Source organism: Geobacillus kaustophilus (genome assembly GCF_000948285.1).
GTDB classification, from domain to species: Bacteria; Bacillota; Bacilli; order Bacillales; family Anoxybacillaceae; genus Geobacillus; species Geobacillus thermoleovorans_A.
This window is the reverse complement of record NZ_JYBP01000003.1, coordinates 2,800,880-2,818,341: the sequence shown is the minus strand read 5'-3', so window position 1 is coordinate 2,818,341 and position 17,462 is coordinate 2,800,880. Positions and strand designations below refer to the sequence as shown.

17 protein-coding genes and 1 riboswitch are annotated in these 17,462 nt (G+C 52.4%); of the genes, 14 read left to right on the top strand and 3 right to left on the bottom strand.

All coding sequences use genetic code 11. The features are described 5' to 3' along the window. Position 1: 1 nt before the first annotated feature. Genes tsaE through tsaD form a run of 4 tightly spaced genes read left to right on the top strand, consistent with a single transcriptional unit; the run spans position 2 to position 2,619 of the window. Positions 2-460, top strand: a complete 459-nt coding sequence (tsaE, locus tag LG52_RS14485) for a tRNA (adenosine(37)-N6)-threonylcarbamoyltransferase complex ATPase subunit type 1 TsaE (protein ID WP_044732473.1) — start codon at positions 2-4, stop codon at positions 458-460. Beyond that, positions 457-1,197, top strand: coding sequence for a tRNA (adenosine(37)-N6)-threonylcarbamoyltransferase complex dimerization subunit type 1 TsaB (gene tsaB / locus LG52_RS14480; protein WP_044732472.1), 741 nt, complete (start codon positions 457-459; stop codon positions 1,195-1,197). The genes tsaE and tsaB overlap by 4 nt, the downstream gene beginning before the upstream one ends. Further along, a complete protein-coding gene (rimI, locus tag LG52_RS14475; RefSeq protein ID WP_044732471.1) occupies positions 1,157-1,609 on the top strand; it encodes a ribosomal protein S18-alanine N-acetyltransferase in 453 nt (150 codons plus the stop codon). Before tsaB ends, rimI begins: the two co-directional genes overlap by 41 nt. Continuing rightward, the gene (tsaD, locus tag LG52_RS14470) at positions 1,606-2,619 is read left to right on the top strand and encodes a tRNA (adenosine(37)-N6)-threonylcarbamoyltransferase complex transferase subunit TsaD (RefSeq protein ID WP_044732470.1); all 1,014 of its coding nucleotides are present in this window, start codon (positions 1,606-1,608) and stop codon (positions 2,617-2,619) included. Before rimI ends, tsaD begins: the two co-directional genes overlap by 4 nt. A gap of 600 nt (positions 2,620-3,219) precedes the next feature. Here the strand turns inward: tsaD and LG52_RS14465 are convergent. Next, a complete protein-coding gene (locus LG52_RS14465; RefSeq protein WP_044732469.1) occupies positions 3,220-5,145 on the bottom strand; it encodes an ABC-F family ATP-binding cassette domain-containing protein in 1,926 nt (641 codons plus the stop codon). A gap of 97 nt (positions 5,146-5,242) precedes the next feature. Between LG52_RS14465 and moaC the strand changes: the two genes are divergently transcribed. Genes moaC through tatC form a run of 4 tightly spaced genes read left to right on the top strand, consistent with a single transcriptional unit; the run spans position 5,243 to position 7,322 of the window. Further along, positions 5,243-5,731: a cyclic pyranopterin monophosphate synthase MoaC gene (gene moaC, locus LG52_RS14460; RefSeq protein ID WP_044732468.1), complete on the top strand. Its 489-nt coding sequence runs from the start codon at positions 5,243-5,245 to the stop codon at positions 5,729-5,731. A gap of 15 nt (positions 5,732-5,746) precedes the next feature. Continuing rightward, a complete protein-coding gene (locus tag LG52_RS14455) occupies positions 5,747-6,409 on the top strand; it encodes a redox-sensing transcriptional repressor Rex (RefSeq protein WP_044732467.1) in 663 nt (220 codons plus the stop codon). After that, positions 6,406-6,558: a twin-arginine translocase TatA/TatE family subunit gene (gene tatA, locus LG52_RS14450; RefSeq protein ID WP_044732466.1), complete on the top strand. Its 153-nt coding sequence runs from the start codon at positions 6,406-6,408 to the stop codon at positions 6,556-6,558. The genes LG52_RS14455 and tatA overlap by 4 nt, the downstream gene beginning before the upstream one ends. Positions 6,559-6,578: 20 nt before the next feature. Further along, positions 6,579-7,322 carry a twin-arginine translocase subunit TatC gene (gene tatC / locus LG52_RS14445; RefSeq protein ID WP_044732465.1) on the top strand — a complete coding sequence of 248 codons (744 nt, stop codon included), beginning with the start codon at positions 6,579-6,581 and terminating at the stop codon, positions 7,320-7,322. A 184-nt stretch (positions 7,323-7,506) separates the two neighbouring features. On the opposite strand, the gene LG52_RS14440 is transcribed toward tatC, so the two are convergent. Together LG52_RS14440 and LG52_RS14435 are read right to left on the bottom strand one after the other, a co-directional pair. After that, positions 7,507-7,686: a YdiK family protein gene (locus tag LG52_RS14440; protein ID WP_044732464.1), complete on the bottom strand. Its 180-nt coding sequence runs from the start codon at positions 7,684-7,686 to the stop codon at positions 7,507-7,509. Continuing rightward, positions 7,683-8,417, bottom strand: coding sequence for a CPBP family intramembrane glutamic endopeptidase (locus LG52_RS14435; protein WP_044732463.1), 735 nt, complete (start codon positions 8,415-8,417; stop codon positions 7,683-7,685). Before LG52_RS14435 ends, LG52_RS14440 begins: the two co-directional genes overlap by 4 nt. Before the next feature lie 357 nt (positions 8,418-8,774). On the opposite strand from LG52_RS14435, the gene groES reads away from it, so the two are divergent. The 6 genes from groES (at position 8,775) to LG52_RS14400 (ending at position 17,273) form a co-directional block, all read left to right on the top strand. After that, positions 8,775-9,059 (top strand): co-chaperone GroES, encoded by a 285-nt coding sequence (gene groES, locus LG52_RS14430; RefSeq protein WP_013144057.1) that lies wholly within the window; start codon positions 8,775-8,777, stop codon positions 9,057-9,059. 104 nt (positions 9,060-9,163) lie between these two features. Continuing rightward, positions 9,164-10,780, top strand: a complete 1,617-nt coding sequence (gene groL / locus LG52_RS14425; protein WP_025948797.1) for a chaperonin GroEL — start codon at positions 9,164-9,166, stop codon at positions 10,778-10,780. A 425-nt stretch (positions 10,781-11,205) separates the two neighbouring features. After that, positions 11,206-12,576: a class II fumarate hydratase gene (gene fumC, locus LG52_RS14415; protein ID WP_044732462.1), complete on the top strand. Its 1,371-nt coding sequence runs from the start codon at positions 11,206-11,208 to the stop codon at positions 12,574-12,576. A 415-nt stretch (positions 12,577-12,991) separates the two neighbouring features. Then, positions 12,992-13,948, top strand: coding sequence for an AAA family ATPase (locus LG52_RS14410; RefSeq protein ID WP_044732461.1), 957 nt, complete (start codon positions 12,992-12,994; stop codon positions 13,946-13,948). Then, positions 13,945-15,120: a DUF58 domain-containing protein gene (locus LG52_RS14405; protein ID WP_044732460.1), complete on the top strand. Its 1,176-nt coding sequence runs from the start codon at positions 13,945-13,947 to the stop codon at positions 15,118-15,120. Before LG52_RS14410 ends, LG52_RS14405 begins: the two co-directional genes overlap by 4 nt. Next, positions 15,117-17,273 carry a transglutaminase TgpA family protein gene (locus LG52_RS14400; RefSeq protein ID WP_044732459.1) on the top strand — a complete coding sequence of 719 codons (2,157 nt, stop codon included), beginning with the start codon at positions 15,117-15,119 and terminating at the stop codon, positions 17,271-17,273. Before LG52_RS14405 ends, LG52_RS14400 begins: the two co-directional genes overlap by 4 nt. 40 nt (positions 17,274-17,313) lie before the next feature. Beyond that, positions 17,314-17,415, top strand: a riboswitch (purine riboswitch). Positions 17,416-17,462 lie beyond the last annotated feature (47 nt).

Sequence of the window (17,462 nt, the reverse complement as noted above, 5' to 3'; positions counted from 1 at the left end):
AATGGGGAAAGTTGAACTTTTGGTGCATTCTCCGGAAGAAACGAAGTCGGTGGCCCGTCGGTTGGGGGAACATCTTGAGCCAGGAATGGTCATCGCGTTAGAAGGTGATCTCGGGGCGGGAAAGACGACGTTTACGAAAGGTCTTGCTGAAGGGCTGGACATTACGCAAACGGTCAATAGCCCAACGTTTACGATTATTAAGCAATATGATGGACGGCTTCCGCTTTATCATATGGACGTATATCGACTTGAAGATGAATGGGAAGATCTTGGATTTTACGAATATTTTGCTGGCGATGGTGTTACGGTTATTGAATGGGCGCATTTGATCGCCGGCCAGTTGCCTGAGGAACGGCTGACCGTTTCCTTGTTTCATCGAGGCGGCGATGAGCGGTTGCTTTGCTTTGAGCCGTCGGGAGAGCGTTATGAACAGTTGTGCAAGGAGATTTTTGCGTTATGAAAGTATTAGGAATTGATACATCGAATATGCCGCTTGGCATTGCTTTGGTGGATGGAGATGTCGTGAAAGGGGAATTCATCACCAACGTTAAAAAAGATCATTCGTCTCGGGCGATGCCAGCCATTGAGTGGTTGCTTCGACGATGTGACGTTGCTCCAAAAGATCTCGATTTAATCGTTGTAGCGAAAGGGCCGGGGTCGTATACCGGGGTGCGGATCGGCGTGACGATTGCGAAAACGCTTGCCTGGTCGCTCGGTATTCCGATCGCCGGGGTGTCGAGCCTTGAGGTGCTCGCCGCCAATGGCCGTTATTTTCCTGGGGTGATCGTTCCGCTGTTTGACGCACGGCGCGGACAAATTTACACCGGGCTTTATCGCTACGAAGGCGGTGCGCTCCGTTGCCTTGAGGAGGACCGGATTGTGGCGGCGGATGAGTGGGCGCGTCGGTTGAGCGAGCGGGAAGAGGATGTATTGTTCATTGGTGCGGATGCACCGCTATATCGTGATTTGTTTCGAAGTCATTTAGGCGAACGGGTTCACGTGGCCCCGCCGTCTTTGGCGTTGCCGCGTCCGAGCGAGTTGGTGATGCTAGGCAAACAAAAAGAGCGCGAGAACGCCCATGTGTTTGTGCCGAACTACCTCCGCCTTGCCGAGGCGGAGGCGAAATGGCTTGCGAAACAAAAAGGGGAACAGAACGATGGGGATCAATGTTCAATTTCGGCCAATGACCATTCATGACATTGATGAAGTCGTGCAAGTCGAGCGGGCATCGTTTACTTCACCTTGGAGCCGTGAATCGTTTTACAACGAGCTCATGTACAACCGCTATGCCAAATATATTGTCATGGTGCACAACGGGCGGATCATCGGGTATGGCGGGATGTGGCTTGTCATCGATGAGGCGCATGTGACGAATGTAGCCGTGTTGCCGCAGTTTCGCGGGCAAAAGCTTGGTGAAGCGCTCATGCGGCGCCTGATGGACATGGCCAGGCAGCACGGGGCGGTGACGATGACGCTTGAGGTGCGCGTGTCCAATCACGTCGCCCAGTCGCTGTACCGAAAGCTTGGGTTCCGCAACGGAGGCATTCGCAAACGGTATTATCCGGATAACTTTGAAGATGCGTTAGTCATGTGGGTGAAGCTGAGATGAATGAAGACGTATATGTATTAGGCATTGAAACGAGTTGTGATGAAACGGCGGCGGCAGTCGTGAAAAACGGAAGAGAGATTTTATCGAATGTAGTGGCGTCGCAAATGGAAAGCCATCGGCGGTTTGGCGGCGTCGTGCCGGAGATTGCTTCTCGCCATCATGTAGAGCAAATTACGCTCGTCATTGAGGAAGCGATGCAGCAGGCCGGCGTATCGTTTGCGGGCCTTGATGCAGTGGCGGTGACGGCTGGGCCGGGGCTTGTCGGGGCGCTTCTTGTAGGGGTGAATGCGGCGAAAGCGTTGGCGTTTGCCTATGGACTGCCGCTTATTGGGGTGCATCATATCGCTGGTCATATTTACGCCAATCAATTAGTGGCTGAAATGAAGTTCCCGCTGTTGGCGCTCGTCGTTTCCGGCGGTCATACGGAACTAGTGTACATGAAGGAGCATGGGAGTTTTGCGGTGATCGGTGAAACGCGCGATGACGCTGCCGGTGAGGCGTATGACAAGGTGGCTCGGGCTTTAGGCCTTCCATACCCAGGAGGACCGCACATCGATCGGCTGGCCCATGAGGGTGAGCCAGTGATTGATTTGCCGCGAGCATGGCTTGAGGAAGGTTCGTATGATTTTAGCTTCAGCGGCTTGAAGTCAGCTGTGCTCAATGCGCTCCACAACGCGAAGCAGCGCGGCGAGGAGATCGATCCGAGGCAGATGGCTGCGAGCTTTCAGGCCAGCGTCGTCGATGTGCTAGTGGCGAAAACCGTGCAGGCGGCAAAGGAATACCGCGTGCGGCAAGTGTTGCTCGCCGGCGGGGTGGCGGCCAACCGTGGGTTACGGGACGCACTGCAGAATAAAATGAAAGAGCTCCCCAATGTAGAGCTTGTCATCCCGCCATTATCGTTATGCACTGATAATGCGGCGATGATTGCCGCTGCGGGAACAGTGTTATATCAACAAGGAAAGCGGGCTGATTTGGCGCTCAACGCCAATCCAAGCTTACCGCTTGTCTAGAAGGCTGGTGTGAAAAACAATGATTTTCGCTCAATCGGTGTTATTCGTCGCGAGAGAAGAGCTGATTTCAAAAGGCTTCTCAGCTTGAGAAAAACTCATTTTGGGTCGATTTTTCATTAAATCACCGGCCTTCCAGTGAACTGGTGAAAAGCTCGGTTATTTTTGCCGAACTGATAAAGTTCGTTGGATGGGAAGCGCTGATTTTATAAGGCTTATCAACTTGAGAAGAACTTGGTTTGGAGATGTTCTTTCATTAAATCACCAGCCTTCCAGGCAGTTGGGGTTGGGCTGAAACGAGAGAGACACCGAAGGGCGATCCGTTTGCGGCAGACAAACGGTCCGTCCTTTTTGTTTTAGTGTGAAAAAGTTTGTGTATATTTTTATCCACAAATCTGTGGACAATGTGGAAAAAGCGGTAAAACACTATCAACATAAGAAAAGCAATACACAGCGATTTTTGTGCAAAAGAAGATGTTTTTTTGTGGATAATGTGGAAAAGTTGGTGAATAACTTATATTCCATGGGGGGGATTGTGGATTTTTTTGTGGATAATGTGACTAAGTAAAGAACAACCCGCCGAAACTAGAGGCGGGTTGTCGGTTATAGTGAAGTATAAAGCTGTTCCCATTCGGCCAATAACGTTTCGACTCGCTGCTTCCGCTTTTCGTTTTCTTGCGTCAATCGTTGCATCGTTTCATAGTCGCCGTAAACGGATGGATCACAAAGTTGCTGCTCGATCTCAGCGATTTGCGCTTCAAGCGCTGCAATCTCGGCTTCGATTTCATCCAAGCGGCGTTGGCGTTGGCGCCGCCGTTTTTTTTCCTCTTTTTCTTGCTCGTACGCCGTTTTGGCCGAATCACTTGCCGTTTCTGTCGGGCGGGCGTTCAGGAGAGCCAGTTCGTGCATTTCTTCTTTTTTGGTGATGTAGTAATCATAGTCGCCTAAGTATTCGGTTAGGCCGTCGCTGGAAAGCTCAAACACCTTCGTTACGATTCGGTTGATGAAATAGCGGTCGTGGGAAACGAACAAAATCGTTCCCGGGTAGTCGATGAGCGCTTGCTCGAGCACTTCTTTGCTGTCAAGGTCCAAATGGTTTGTCGGTTCGTCCAAAAGGAGGACGTTCGCCTTTTGCAGCATCAATTTGGCGAGCGAAAGGCGCGCCTTTTCTCCGCCGCTTAAGGCAGAGACGGGTTTTAAGACGTCGTCGCCGGAAAATAAAAAATTTCCAAGCACCGTGCGGATTTCTTTTTCCGTCTTGTCGGGATAAGCGTCCCACAGTTCGTCAAGCACTCGCTTGTTCGATGTCAACTCGGCTTGATCTTGGTCATAATAGCCGATTTTCACGTTGGCGCCGTATCGGAGCTCTCCCGCTTGGATCGGGAGCTTTTGGGCGATCGCCTTCAGCAATGTCGATTTGCCGATGCCGTTCGGCCCGACTAGGGCGACGCTTTCGCCGCGTGTGATGCGGAAGCTCACTTGGCGGATGACAGGTGCGCCGCCGTGATAGCCAACGGCTACGTTTTCGGCAATCAGCACTTCATGGCCGCTCGGCCGATCGATCGAGAACGAAAAGGAGGCTGATTTTTCATCGCCGACAGGCTGTTCGAGCCGTTCTATTTTTTCCAGTTGCTTTCGCCGGCTTTGCGCCCGTTTGGCCGTCGAGGCACGGGCGATGTTGCGCTGGATGAAGTCTTGGAGTCGGGCGATTTCTTCCTGTTGTTTCTCGTACCGTCTTAACTCTTGTTCGTATTGCTCGGCCCGCAACTCCAAATAGCGGCTGTAGTTGCCAGCATAGTGTTTGAGCGTGGCATTCGACAGTTCGTATACGTCGGTGACGATTTTGTCTAAAAAGTAGCGGTCGTGGGAAACAACCAGGACGGCACCGGGATAGGCTTGCAAGTACTGCTCCAGCCAGGCGAGCGTCTCAAGATCCAAATGGTTCGTCGGCTCGTCCAAAATCAATAAATCCGGCTTGGACAACAGCAATTTCCCAAGGGCGAGACGCGTCCGCTGTCCGCCGCTTAACGACGAGACCGGCGTTGTTTTATAATCATATGAGGAAAACTGCAGCCCGTGCAAAACAGATCGGATGTCGGCTTCGTATTGGTAGCCGCCTTGGTCTTTATATTGTTCTTGCAGTTCGTCATACGTTTTGAGTGTTTTTTCATAGCGGGCCGGATCGGCGAGCACATCCGGATCGCCGAGTTGCATGCTGAGTTCGGCGAGCTGTTTTTCGAGTCCTAGAAGCGGGGTGAATACCTCAAGCATTTCGTCCCAAATGGAACGCGGCGAGTCGAGCCCGCTGTTTTGCGCCAAATAGCCGATTTTGATATGGTTTGGTTTGATGATTTTGCCGCTGTCGAAAGAGAGTTCACCGGCGATGATTTTCAACAATGTCGACTTTCCCGCTCCGTTGCGGCCGACAAGGGCAATTCGATCGCGGGACTGTATTTCTAGTTTTATATTCGATAAAATAAGGTCAGCGCCGAAATATTTCGTGAGCCCGTGCACTTGCAAAATGATCATGTCATTTCACCTCGCGAATAGTTTAACGTAAGTCGCGAAAACGGTCAAAGACGAATGATGAAAAATCGTGTATAGTGTATAAATGGAGGAGATTGTATTGTCATCGTTCACTCATTTCAATGAACAAGGGCGCGCGAAAATGGTTGATATTACGCACAAAGAAGATACCGTGCGAGTGGCTGTGGCGCAAACGAGCGTGACTGTCAGCCGGGAAATTTACGAAAAAATGACGAACAATGCGATCGAGAAAGGGGATGTGCTCGCCGTCGCTCAAGTAGCGGGGGTGATGGCGGCGAAGAAGACAGCTGACCTTATTCCAATGTGTCACCCGCTTATGTTAAAGGGTGTGGACATTGCTTTTGCTTGGGAAAACGATGGAGAAGCGCATAAGCTCGTCATCACTGCAACGGTGAAAACAAAAGGGAGCACAGGAGTGGAAATGGAAGCGCTGACGGCCGCCTCGGTCTGTGCGTTGACGGTGTATGATATGTGCAAGGCGCTGGATAAAGGAATGGTCATTGGTCCGACGTATCTGGTCGAAAAAACGGGCGGGAAGTCTGGCCATTACCGACGGAAAACCGATTAGCTAGGGGATGAGACTATGGGCAATGAACAACCGAAAATTCCGCAGGCAACCGCCAAACGGCTGCCGCTTTACTATCGGTTTTTGAAAAACTTGCACGCTTCTGGCAAACAGCGTGTCTCCTCCGCTGAGCTGAGCGAAGCGGTGAAAGTTGATCCGGCGACAATCCGCCGTGATTTTTCCTATTTTGGCGCGCTTGGTAAAAAGGGATACGGGTATAATGTCAATTATTTGTTGTCGTTTTTCCGCCGGACGCTTGAAGAGGATGAGGTGACCGAAGTCGCCTTGTTTGGCGTCGGCAATTTAGGCACCGCCTTTTTAAACTATAATTTTTCGAAAAACAACAATACGAAAATCGTGATGGCCTTTGATGTCGATGAGCGGAAAGTCGGGACGACAGTCGGCGGGGTGCCGGTCTATCATCTCGATGAACTGGAGGAGCGGCTTCACGAAAACATCCCAGTCGCCATTTTAACCGTGCCGGCCGCCGCGGCTCAAGCGCTGACCGACCGCCTTGTCGCGCAAGGAATTAAAGGCATTTTAAACTTTACTCCTGCCCGGTTGAACGTGCCCAATCATATTCGCGTCCATCATATCGACTTGGCCATTGAGCTGCAGTCGCTCGTCTATTTTTTGAAAAACTATCCGAATTCATCGGAAAAAGGAGAGAAACATACGTGAAATATTTGTTGCTCGTTCTTGTTGTTTTGCTGCTGTTTGGCACGAAAAAGCTGCCAGAGTTGGGGCGGTCGTTCGGCCAGTCGCTTCGCGAGTTTAAAGACGCCACAAAAGGGCTCGCTGATGATGAAGAAACGAAAACCGACCGATGACAAGGCAGGATGGGGAAACGATGAATGACAAAGAAATGTCGGTGTATGAGCATCTGAACGAACTGCGGAAGCGGCTCATCATCGTGCTCGTCTTTTTTGCTGCTGCGCTTGTCGCCAGTTTCTTTTTTGTCGATGACGTCATTTTGTATTTGCAGCACACGGCCGAGGCGAAGCAGTTGACCATGAACGCCTTCCGCCTCACCGATCCGATTAAAGTGTATTTTCAGTTTGCTTTCGTCATCGCGGCCGTGCTGTCGGCACCGGTGCTGTTATACCAAATTTGGGCATTTGTCAGCCCCGGCCTGTATGAAAAAGAGCGGAAAGTGACGTTAAGCTATATCCCGGCGTCAATCGTTCTTTTTTTAGCAGGCGTCAGCTTCGCTTATTTCATCTTGTTTCCGTTTGTCGTTCGATTTATGAACCAGCTGGCTGACCAACTAGGGGTTCAACAAATGATCGGCATTAATGAATATTTTCAGTTTTTGCTTCAGCTCGTGCTGCCGTTTGGCATCGTGTTTCAGCTGCCGATCGTCGTGTTGTTTTTCACCCGCTTAGGGCTCATTACCCCAGAGCTTCTCGTGCGCATTCGCAAGTATGCGTACTTGGCGTTGCTTATTTTGGCAGCGGTCATTACGCCGCCGGATGTGCTGTCGCAAGTGATCGTTATGATTCCGCTGACCATTTTGTATGAAGGAAGCATTTGGGTGGCGCGCATCGGCTATCGAAAAGCGCAGCGAGCAGCCGAGCAGGAAGGCAATGAGTGAGGCGGGATGAAAAACATTGAGAGGAAAGCGAGCAAGGCCGGGCCAAACGAAGGGGCTGTTCCGGAAGAGCAAAGAACGGGCTTTTTGAGGTTGCCTCTTGCTTTTTGGCTTCCACTTTCTACTCATTGCGCTCAACAAATCGGTCATGTTAAATCCCCCTCCCGTTCGGATGAAGGGAGGGGGATCAGCGTTTCGGGGCGAAAAGAAGGCGAAGGGCGGTGCCGAAATCAAAAGCGGCGAGCGCCGCTAAAGCGATGGTAGAAACGTTCCAAATCGTTTCGTGGGCGCTTTCGATGGCCAAATACGTAAACATTGAGCCTAAGACGAAATACAGAAGCGAAAACAGCCGAGGGTTTCGCATCATAGCCAAACCCTCCAAACGGCCAGCGGCAGTTCAGCCTGGCGCATCATTTTCTCAATCTCGTCGGCCAACAGCGTCTGCACAGCGACGACGAACGTATTCATGGCGACATGGGCGAAAATCGATACGAAAATGCGTCCGGTTTTTGCGTATAAAAACGCGAATACCATCCCCATGGATGTGTACAGAAGCAAATGTTCCGGCTCCATATGGACAATGGAAAACAGAAGCGAACTGACAAGCGCCGCAGGCCAAAAGTTGTATTTTTCATACAACGAGCCGAAAATGATTTTCCGGAAGATGAGCTCTTCCAAAATCGGGCCGATGACGGAGGTGACGACGATAAGCAGCGGCGTTAGGCGGATGATATCGATGATTTGCCTTGTATTTTCCGACCCTGGTTTGATGCCGAGCAGCCGCCATTCGATGTTGGCGGCGATGCTTTGGGCCGCGAGCGCCATAAAAACGCCGGAGATCGCCCACATCCACGAGGAAGCAAGCGGCAGCCGCCGCATCGTTCGTTCGTCGCGGTCGCCGCGGAGCAGCCATAGGATCACGACAAACGCAAGCAGAAAGCTGATGACCGCCCAATACCCGGAAGCCAGCTTGGCGGCTTCGACACGGCTTTCCGCACCTTGGCCGACGCCGAGGGCGCGAAGAAGCGGAACGCCGACAAAGGCGGACAGCTGCATGACGATATACGTGATGATTACGTACCAGTGGTTGCGTTTCAAACCCTCTACCCCTTTTATTTCAAAATTATATTCGTATTGTAGCACATGTATGGCGAAAATAGTAAGAAAACTGCGTCCTCGCATCCCACCTCACCGCTGTAAAAAAAATGAACCGGAGCCGTTTATCAGTCCGAGGAATGTGAAATAATGAAAACGAGTTCCGCGCGGATGGGGAGTAGAGGCAAAACAGCCGGCTCCTTTTGCTCTTTCTTCTTTAGGAGAGAAAAACAGTTATTTTTTTGCATTTCCTACTTGCAAAACTGAAAGAAGTTCATTAATATTATAAGTGTGTTAGCACTCAATAGTGATGAGTGCTAATAAGAACGGTGAAAACTATCGTTAAGGAGGTTGTTCCCCGTGTTGAAGCCATTAGGCGATCGTATTGTCATTGAAGTCGTGGAAACAGAAGAAAAAACGGCTAGCGGCATCGTGTTGCCGGATACGGCGAAAGAAAAACCGCAAGAAGGCCGCGTTGTTGCTGTCGGTGCAGGCCGCGTGCTCGATAACGGCCAACGCATTGCGCCGGAAGTCGAAGTTGGCGACCGCATCATCTTCTCGAAATATGCGGGCACAGAAGTAAAATACGACGGCAAAGAATACTTAATTTTGCGCGAAAGCGATATTTTGGCTGTCATCCGCTAATATATGCGTTCATCACATAAACATTCCGAAAACATACTAGGTACTTAATCGGATACTTAACTTGTGGCACGCAGTCCAACAATTTCATAAGGAGGTAACGGGGTATGGCAAAACAAATCAAGTTCAGCGAAGAAGCGCGCCGTGCGATGTTGCGCGGGGTGGACAAACTTGCAGACGCAGTGAAAGTCACATTAGGTCCGAAAGGCCGCAACGTCGTATTGGAGAAAAAATTCGGTTCGCCGCTCATCACGAATGACGGGGTAACAATCGCGAAAGAAATCGAACTCGAAGATCCGTTTGAAAACATGGGCGCGAAACTTGTCGCTGAAGTCGCCAGCAAAACGAACGACATCGCTGGGGACGGTACAACAACCGCTACGGTATTGGCTCAAGCGATGATCCGTGAAGGCTTGAAAAACGTGGCTGCTGGTGCCAACCCGATGGGCATCCGCCGCGGGATTGAAAAAGCGGTTGCGGTTGCTGTTGAAGAATTAAAAGCCATCTCCAAACCGATCAAAGGGAAAGAGTCGATCGCCCAAGTGGCTGCGATTTCGGCTGCTGACGAAGAAGTCGGTCAATTGATCGCTGAAGCGATGGAACGCGTCGGCAATGACGGCGTCATCACGCTTGAAGAATCGAAAGGCTTCACGACGGAACTCGACGTTGTCGAAGGGATGCAATTCGACCGCGGTTACGTTTCGCCGTACATGATTACGGATACGGAAAAAATGGAAGCCGTTCTGGAAAATCCGTACATTTTGATTACGGACAAAAAAGTATCGAGCATCCAAGAGCTGTTGCCTGTTCTTGAGCAAGTAGTGCAACAAGGCCGTCCGCTCTTGATCATTGCTGAAGATGTTGAAGGCGAAGCACTGGCGACGCTTGTTGTCAACAAACTGCGCGGCACGTTCAATGCAGTTGCCGTCAAAGCGCCTGGCTTCGGTGATCGCCGCAAAGCGATGCTCGAAGACATCGCGATTTTAACAGGCGGCGAGGTGATCTCGGAAGAGCTTGGCCGTGAATTGAAATCGACAACGATCGCTTCGCTCGGCCGTGCGTCGAAAGTAGTCGTTACGAAAGAAACGACGACGATCGTCGAAGGCGCTGGCGATTCGGATCGCATCAAAGCGCGCATCAACCAAATCCGTGCGCAGCTTGAAGAAACGACGTCCGAATTCGATCGCGAAAAACTGCAAGAACGCTTGGCGAAATTGGCTGGCGGCGTAGCAGTCATCAAAGTCGGCGCAGCGACAGAAACGGAATTGAAAGAACGCAAACTGCGCATTGAAGACGCGCTCAACTCGACTCGTGCGGCTGTTGAAGAAGGCATTGTCGCCGGCGGTGGTACGGCATTGATGAACGTTTACAACAAAGTTGCTGCCATCGAAGCGGAAGGCGATGAAGCAACCGGCGTGAAAATCGTATTGCGCGCGATCGAAGAACCGGTTCGTCAAATCGCGCAAAACGCTGGTCTGGAAGGCTCGATCATCGTTGAGCGCCTGAAAAACGAAAAACCGGGCATCGGTTTCAATGCGGCAACGGGTGAATGGGTCGACATGATCGAAGCTGGCATCGTTGACCCGACGAAAGTCACTCGTTCGGCGTTGCAAAACGCTGCATCTGTCGCCGCAATGGTCTTGACGACAGAAGCGGTCGTTGCCGACAAACCGGAAGAAAACAAAGGCAACAACAACATGCCGGATATGGGCGGCATGATGTAATCCGCCTAGCGAAACAAAGAACACTGGGAGCGATCCCGGTGTTCTTTTTCTTTTTGCCGCTGGGCAGTAGTCAAATTGAACGTGAAGTTTTGCCCTAGGGGCGGCAGGATGGGGCTTGATTTTTTTTGACGAGCAGCGGCGGGGCCGCAGCATCAGCAACCACTCCGCAATGGCCTGTTGACCATGAATACGTTCCGAGCCGGTAGTCGACCGTTTCGCTGTTGATGGTCAATGCCAGTTTTGGCGGTTCGAATGAACATTTGGAGAATAATAGAAGCAGGAGAAGAACCAAATTCCGTCGTTTTCACATAGGCAATTCCCCCTTTTTTAGTTTAGGCGTCTTTTCTGCAGATTTGTTGCGTTTATCCGCACGGAAAAGGGAATAAAAACATAATGGAGACGTCTAAACAAAGGAGGACAACGCGATGAATGAACGGATTGAACGCGATTCGCTTGGGGAGGTGCGGGTGCCGGCCGATAAATACTGGGGGGCGCAGACGGAGCGAAGCCGGAAAAACTTCCGGATCGGTACGGAAAAAATGCCCTTGGAATTGATTTATGCGTATGCTGAGCTGAAAAAGGCGGCGGCCATCGTCAACTATCAAACCGGGAAGTTGAGCGAAGCGAAGCAGCGGGCGATTGTGGCCGCGTGCGAGGAAATTTTGGCAGGCCAATGGGATGACCATTTTCCGCTCGTCGTCTGGCAGACGGGAAGCGGGACGCAGACGAACATGAACGTCAATGAAGTCGTAGCGAGACGGGCGAGCGAGCTGCTGGATGAGGGGGAAGGGCGCATTCACCCCAACGATGATGTGAACATGTCGCAAAGCTCGAACGACACATTCCCAACTGTGATGCATATCGCTATATACACGAAAATCCAAACGCACCTCCTGCCAGCGCTTGATGGCTTGATCGGGACATTCGCGACCAAAGAACGCCAATATGGGAAGACGATCAAAATCGGGCGCACCCACTTGCAAGATGCGACGCCGCTCACATTTGGACAAGAGATTTCCGGCTGGCGGGCGATGCTTGACAAAAGCAAGGCGATGATCATGGAGGCGAGTGAGAAGCTGCTTGATTTGGCAATCGGCGGCACGGCGGTCGGCACCGGAGTCAATGCGCCGCCGGCGTTTGGCGAACAAGTCGCCAAACAGCTGCAAGCGCAAACCGGCTACCCGTTCCGCTCAGCGGCAAACAAATTCCACGCGCTGACCAGCCATGACGAGATCGTTTACGTCCACGGAGCATTGAAAGCGCTGGCAGCCGATTTGATGAAAATCGCCAACGATGTGCGCTGGCTGGCGAGTGGGCCGCGCTCCGGGCTTGGGGAAATCGTGATTCCGGCCAATGAGCCGGGCAGCTCGATCATGCCGGGCAAAGTGAATCCGACGCAAAGCGAAGCGATGACGATGGTTGCGGTGCAAGTGTTCGGCAATGACGCCACGATTGGCTTTGCGGCGAGCCAAGGTAACTTTCAGTTGAACGTGTTCAAGCCGGTCATCGCCTATAACGCCATTCAGTCGGTGCAACTGCTCGGCGATGCCATCCGCTCGTTTGATGAACGGTGCGCCCAAGGGATGGAAGTGAATGAAGCGAAGATGAAAGAATACGTGGAGCGGTCGCTCATGCTCGTGACGGCGTTGAGCCCGCATATCGGCTATGACCGGGCGGCGGAAATCGCCAAGCTCGCCCACCGTGAAGGGTTGACGCTGAAAGAAGCGGCGTTGAAAACTGGATATGTCACCGCCGAGCAGTACGAGGAATGGGTAAGGCCGGAGAAGATGATTTAAGGGAAAAGCGCTCATCCCGCTTCCGTGGGATGGGCATTTTCATTTTTGATTTCTCCCTTTTTCTCCTTCCCCCTTTGTTGCAAATCCATTCCAAAAGTTGTGTATATTCGATATTATATTAATAGTATAAACTATATAGATGCAACGAAGAAGTTTAACATATCCTTGACGGAAAAGCGGTTTGACCATTTTCGACTGTCGAAGGCAAGCCACAGGCTTGCCCCGTCGCGCCAAAGCGTGACGGAAGAGCGAACGACCACCTGCTTCACAGGCCTATATATGGATCTGGAGGCGGCGTTGTTCGGTCGCCCGACAGTCGATAAAAGCTGGAAATGGTAAAACTTCAAATTGCATCTATATAGATAGTGCCTACCCCTAAAAATCCTATTGATCACCATAAAAGGAGTTTGATGTCATGACGATCAACGAACCGTTGCTTCCCCCGCTGGAACAAGTCGTCCGCAATATTGAACAAGTCATTGTCGGAAAACGCAATGTCATTGTGCTCAGTTTGACGGCGCTGTTGGCCAAGGGCCATGTGCTGCTTGAAGATGTGCCCGGCGTCGGCAAAACGATGCTCGTGCGCGCGCTGGCGAAATCGTTCAGCACCGAGCTGAAACGGATTCAATTTACGCCGGATTTGCTGCCGAGCGATGTGATCGGCGTTTCCGTCTATAACCCAAAAGAACGGCAGTTTGAGTACAAGCCCGGCCCGATTATCGCCCATATTGTGTTGGCTGATGAGATTAACCGGACATCGCCGAAAACGCAGTCGGCGCTGCTTGAGGCGATGGGAGAAGGAAGTGTGACGGTGGATGGTGTCACGCGGGCGCTGCCGCAGCCGTTTTTTGTGATGGCGACGCAAAACCCGATTGAATATGAAGGAACCTACCCTCTCCCTGAGGCACAGTTGGATCGGTTTTTACTGAAGCTGAGAATGGGCTATCCTTCCGCCGAGGAAGAAGTTGATATGCTTTCCCGCTTGGAACACTCCTCTCCCCTTGAAGACATCGCCCCAGTCATGACCGTTGAGGAGCTGCGTTCGTTGCAGCGGAAAGCGGCGGATGTGCATGTGAGCGATACGGTGAAGCGGTATATCGTCGATCTTATCCAGCAAAGCCGTCAGCATGAAGCGGTCTATTTAGGCGTCAGCCCGCGCGGATCAGTCGCATTGATGAAAGCGGCGCAGGCGTACGCGTTCATCCATGGCCGCGATTTTGTCATCCCTGATGATGTGCAGCAGCTCGCCCCCTATGTGCTCGCCCACCGCCTGCTCGTCCGGCCGGAGGCGAAATGGGACAAGTTTGATGCGGAAACCATTATCGGACAGCTCATTGCCCGCACGCCGGTGCCGGTGCCAGGACGGCGATGAGTATGAGAGGAAAATGGAATGGCCGACGATGGCCCGCTTTTCTTCGCCTGTTGCTTTTGGCGGCTGTTTTGTTTTCGTACGCCATGTTTCAAGGTGGATTTGTCAGCTGGTTTTTGTTTTACAGCTTTTTGCCGTTCGGTTTGTATGCGCTCGTGGTCGCAATGTATCCGCTTCGGCGCGCTGTGGTGAGCCGGACGGTGCCGGCGCGGCGCTACCATGCGGGTGAATCGATTCCGGTGACGACACGCATCGAGTTGCCGTGGCCGATTCCGCTCGCCGCGCTCGTTGTTTCTGGGGAAGAACCGCGGCAAGGAGGCGCGATGCTCGCTTGGCCGTTTCGGCGCCGCCTTTCTTGTACGTGGTCGCTTTCCTTGCCGCGCGGCCGGCATCAATTAGAATCGGTGCGCTTAGAAGCAAGCGATGTATTCGGCTGGGTGAACAAGGCGGAATCGTTTCCTTCCCCGTGCACCGTCATTGTTTATCCTCGTTATCTCGAGTGGACGACGGAGATCGTTCGCGAATGGTTTGCCCAAGGAAAAGCTGCGCGACCGCTTGCCTACCGCCGCGATATGGCCGTGGCAGCCGGCGTCCGTGAATACGTGACTGGGGACAAAATGTCGTGGGTGCATTGGAAGGCGTCAGCGCGCAGACAGGAACTGATGACCAAAGAGTTTGATGAACAGCGCAATGACGATTGGATCGTTGTGCTCGACGGCGCTGCATCTCCATGGTTTGAGGAGCTTGTCACGTTAGCGGCTTCCGTATCGAAGACGTTGATGGATGAAGGGGTGCCGGTCGGGCTGCTCGTTGCTGGAAAAGAGCGTTCTTTCTTAGCGCCGCGCCGCCATGACGGACAGTGGCAGTCGATTCTTCTCCGGTTGGCGGAAGTGAATGCCGGCGGCGAGGAGCTGCTCGCTCGTGTTCTCGCCGAGGAAACGAACTGGAGAACGGCTGCCGGGTGCATTGTTGTCACATCTATATTGTCTATGCCGCTTGTAGAGCAGCTACGCGCGATGGCATCTAAACGCCATATTGTGCTGTACGTCGTCAGCGGCGAATGGGGAGACGAACAGAGGAATTGGGCTGACGGGCTTCGCCGCAGCGGGGTGTACGTATCACGCATTGATCCGCAGGCGTTGCACATCGTCCGGCAAGGAGGAGGAGATGGATGAGGCCGTTAGGGGCAAACTTGTTATCCACCGTGCTGCCTAACGTTCTAGCCGCTTGGCTGCTCACCGAGTGGCTTTGGCCGTTGGAAGATGTCACCGATACCGCGCATATCGGGGTGTTTGCGTCATTTGTTGCCCTTTGTTTCGTACTGTATTTGTTCCGCCTTCCTGTATGGCTTTCCGCGTTGGGGAAAATCGTTTATATATGTTGGGCGCTCTTTCGGCTGTTTCCGTTCGATTCGATCATCGCTTTGCCTCAAGATCTTTGGCGGGACAGCCTCGTCTGGCTGTTGGGCGATCGATCTTCGATGCCGAGCGATGCGCTGCGCACCTTTGTCTTTTTTCTGTTGTTATGGGCTGTTTCGTTCCTGTTGCATTGGCTTATTGTACGGCGGAATCGGTGGTTTGTCCCATATGCGTTGACAGTTGGGTATATCGCTGTGCTTGATACGTTTCTGCCATATAGCGGCAACGGGGCGATCCTTCGTCTTGTTGCGCTCGGCTTTTTTGCCTTCGTTTGGCTCCAGGGCGAAGAGCTGCAGGCAAAAGCGCCGTCTTTTCACATCGGAAAGTGGCGGGCGGCCGCTCTATTCATTCCCGCCGTTGCTCTTGCGGCTGGATATGCTGGTCCGAAGCTGCCGCCGCAATGGCCGGATCCGGTGGCGTTTCTTCACAGCTATGCCGCCGGCCCGGAAGAGACGAGCGATGACCAGCCTGCCCCCGGTGTGAAAAAAATCGGCTACGGGCAAAACGATTCGCGTCTCGGCGGACCGTTTATTGCCGACGATACGGTGGTGTTCATCGCTAAAGACAAAGGGCGCCATTATTGGCGCGTCGAAACGAAAGACATTTACACGGGCAAAGGATGGGGGGAATTTCCGAGCGAGCAAGTCCGTTCGTTTGAAAACGGGGAGACGATCGAGCATGAATGGTGGAGCGATAAAGTCAAGACGGTCGAGCAGACGGCGGAAATCAATCGCCAAGATCAGGCGTTTCATCTCATCTATCCGCTTGGTTTGCGGCAGGTGCAAACGTCTGAACCGATCGTTTACCGCATGCATCTGGCGACGGAAAAAATTTACACGACCGACGAGGAGGCCAATGCGCTCCCCATCCGCCGGTACACGTTGACGTACTTGGAGCCGGACTTTCCGATTGCGGCATTGCGCGCCGCGCCTCCTGTCCAAGACCCGCCCTTTTTGAAACGTTATACGCAGCTGCCCGAGACGCTTCCGCAGCGGGTGCGCGATTTGGCCAAACAAATTACGGATGGAGAAAAAACGATATACGATAAAGTGAAAGCCATCGAGCAATACTTCCAGCTGAACGGATACACGTACGAAACGACGGACGTTGCCGTTCCGGGAGTCAACCAAGATTACGTCGATCAATTTTTGTTTGAAACGAAACGAGGATATTGCGATAACTTTTCCACCTCAATGGTAGTGCTCGTGCGCTCACTCGGCATTCCCGCGCGCTGGGTGAAAGGGTACACATCCGGACGGTTGGTTGGGGAACAAGGCGGGCAATCGGTTTATGAAGTGCGCAACAACGACGCCCATTCATGGGTCGAAGTGTATTTTGAAGGCATCGGCTGGGTGCCGTTTGAGCCAACGCGAGGGTTTGTCAACCCGTATGCGTTTTCGCTTCCTGCTTCGAACGAAGAGAAACAAGCGCCGCAGCCGGAAGAACAAGAAGCGCCGCGAGTGCCGCTCGATCAATTACTTGAGCAACCTTCGACGGCACAGGGGGAGCATTGGTGGAAGAAGCTGGCGGATGTTTGGTCGTGGAAAATGGGGTTGACCACGCTGGTCGTGTTGGTCGTGTTGGGCGGAGCGGCCTATGCGACAAGGCGGAAATGGTGGCCGCGCTTTACGCTGTTTCGGTTCCGCCGCCGGAAACTCGATGGGGCCGCTTGGCTCATTTTGGCGTACGGGGCGCTTCTTCGCCATTTGCAAGATTATGGACTGAAGCGTCGGCCGCATGAAACGCTGCGTCAATACGCCGCTGAAGTGGATCATTTGTTTGAAACAGATGAAATGAATCGGTTGACGAAACTATATGAACGCGCCGTATACGGAAATGGAATCGAGGAAGCCAATGTCCGTGAAGCGGTTGAATTGTGGGAAAATTTAATAAAAAGGACGATCTCTTGACCGTATGCCAGCAAGTTGATAGAATGAATTCAAATTTGCATACGGATAGACGAAAGCCCTTCATATAAGCGCAAGAATATGGCTTGCGCGTCTCTACCGGGCCGCCGTAAACGGCCCGACTATGAAGGCAGAAGACGCTGCTATTCTGCCTTCATCCATGTTTTGGGCAATGGCAGCGTTATTTTTTTG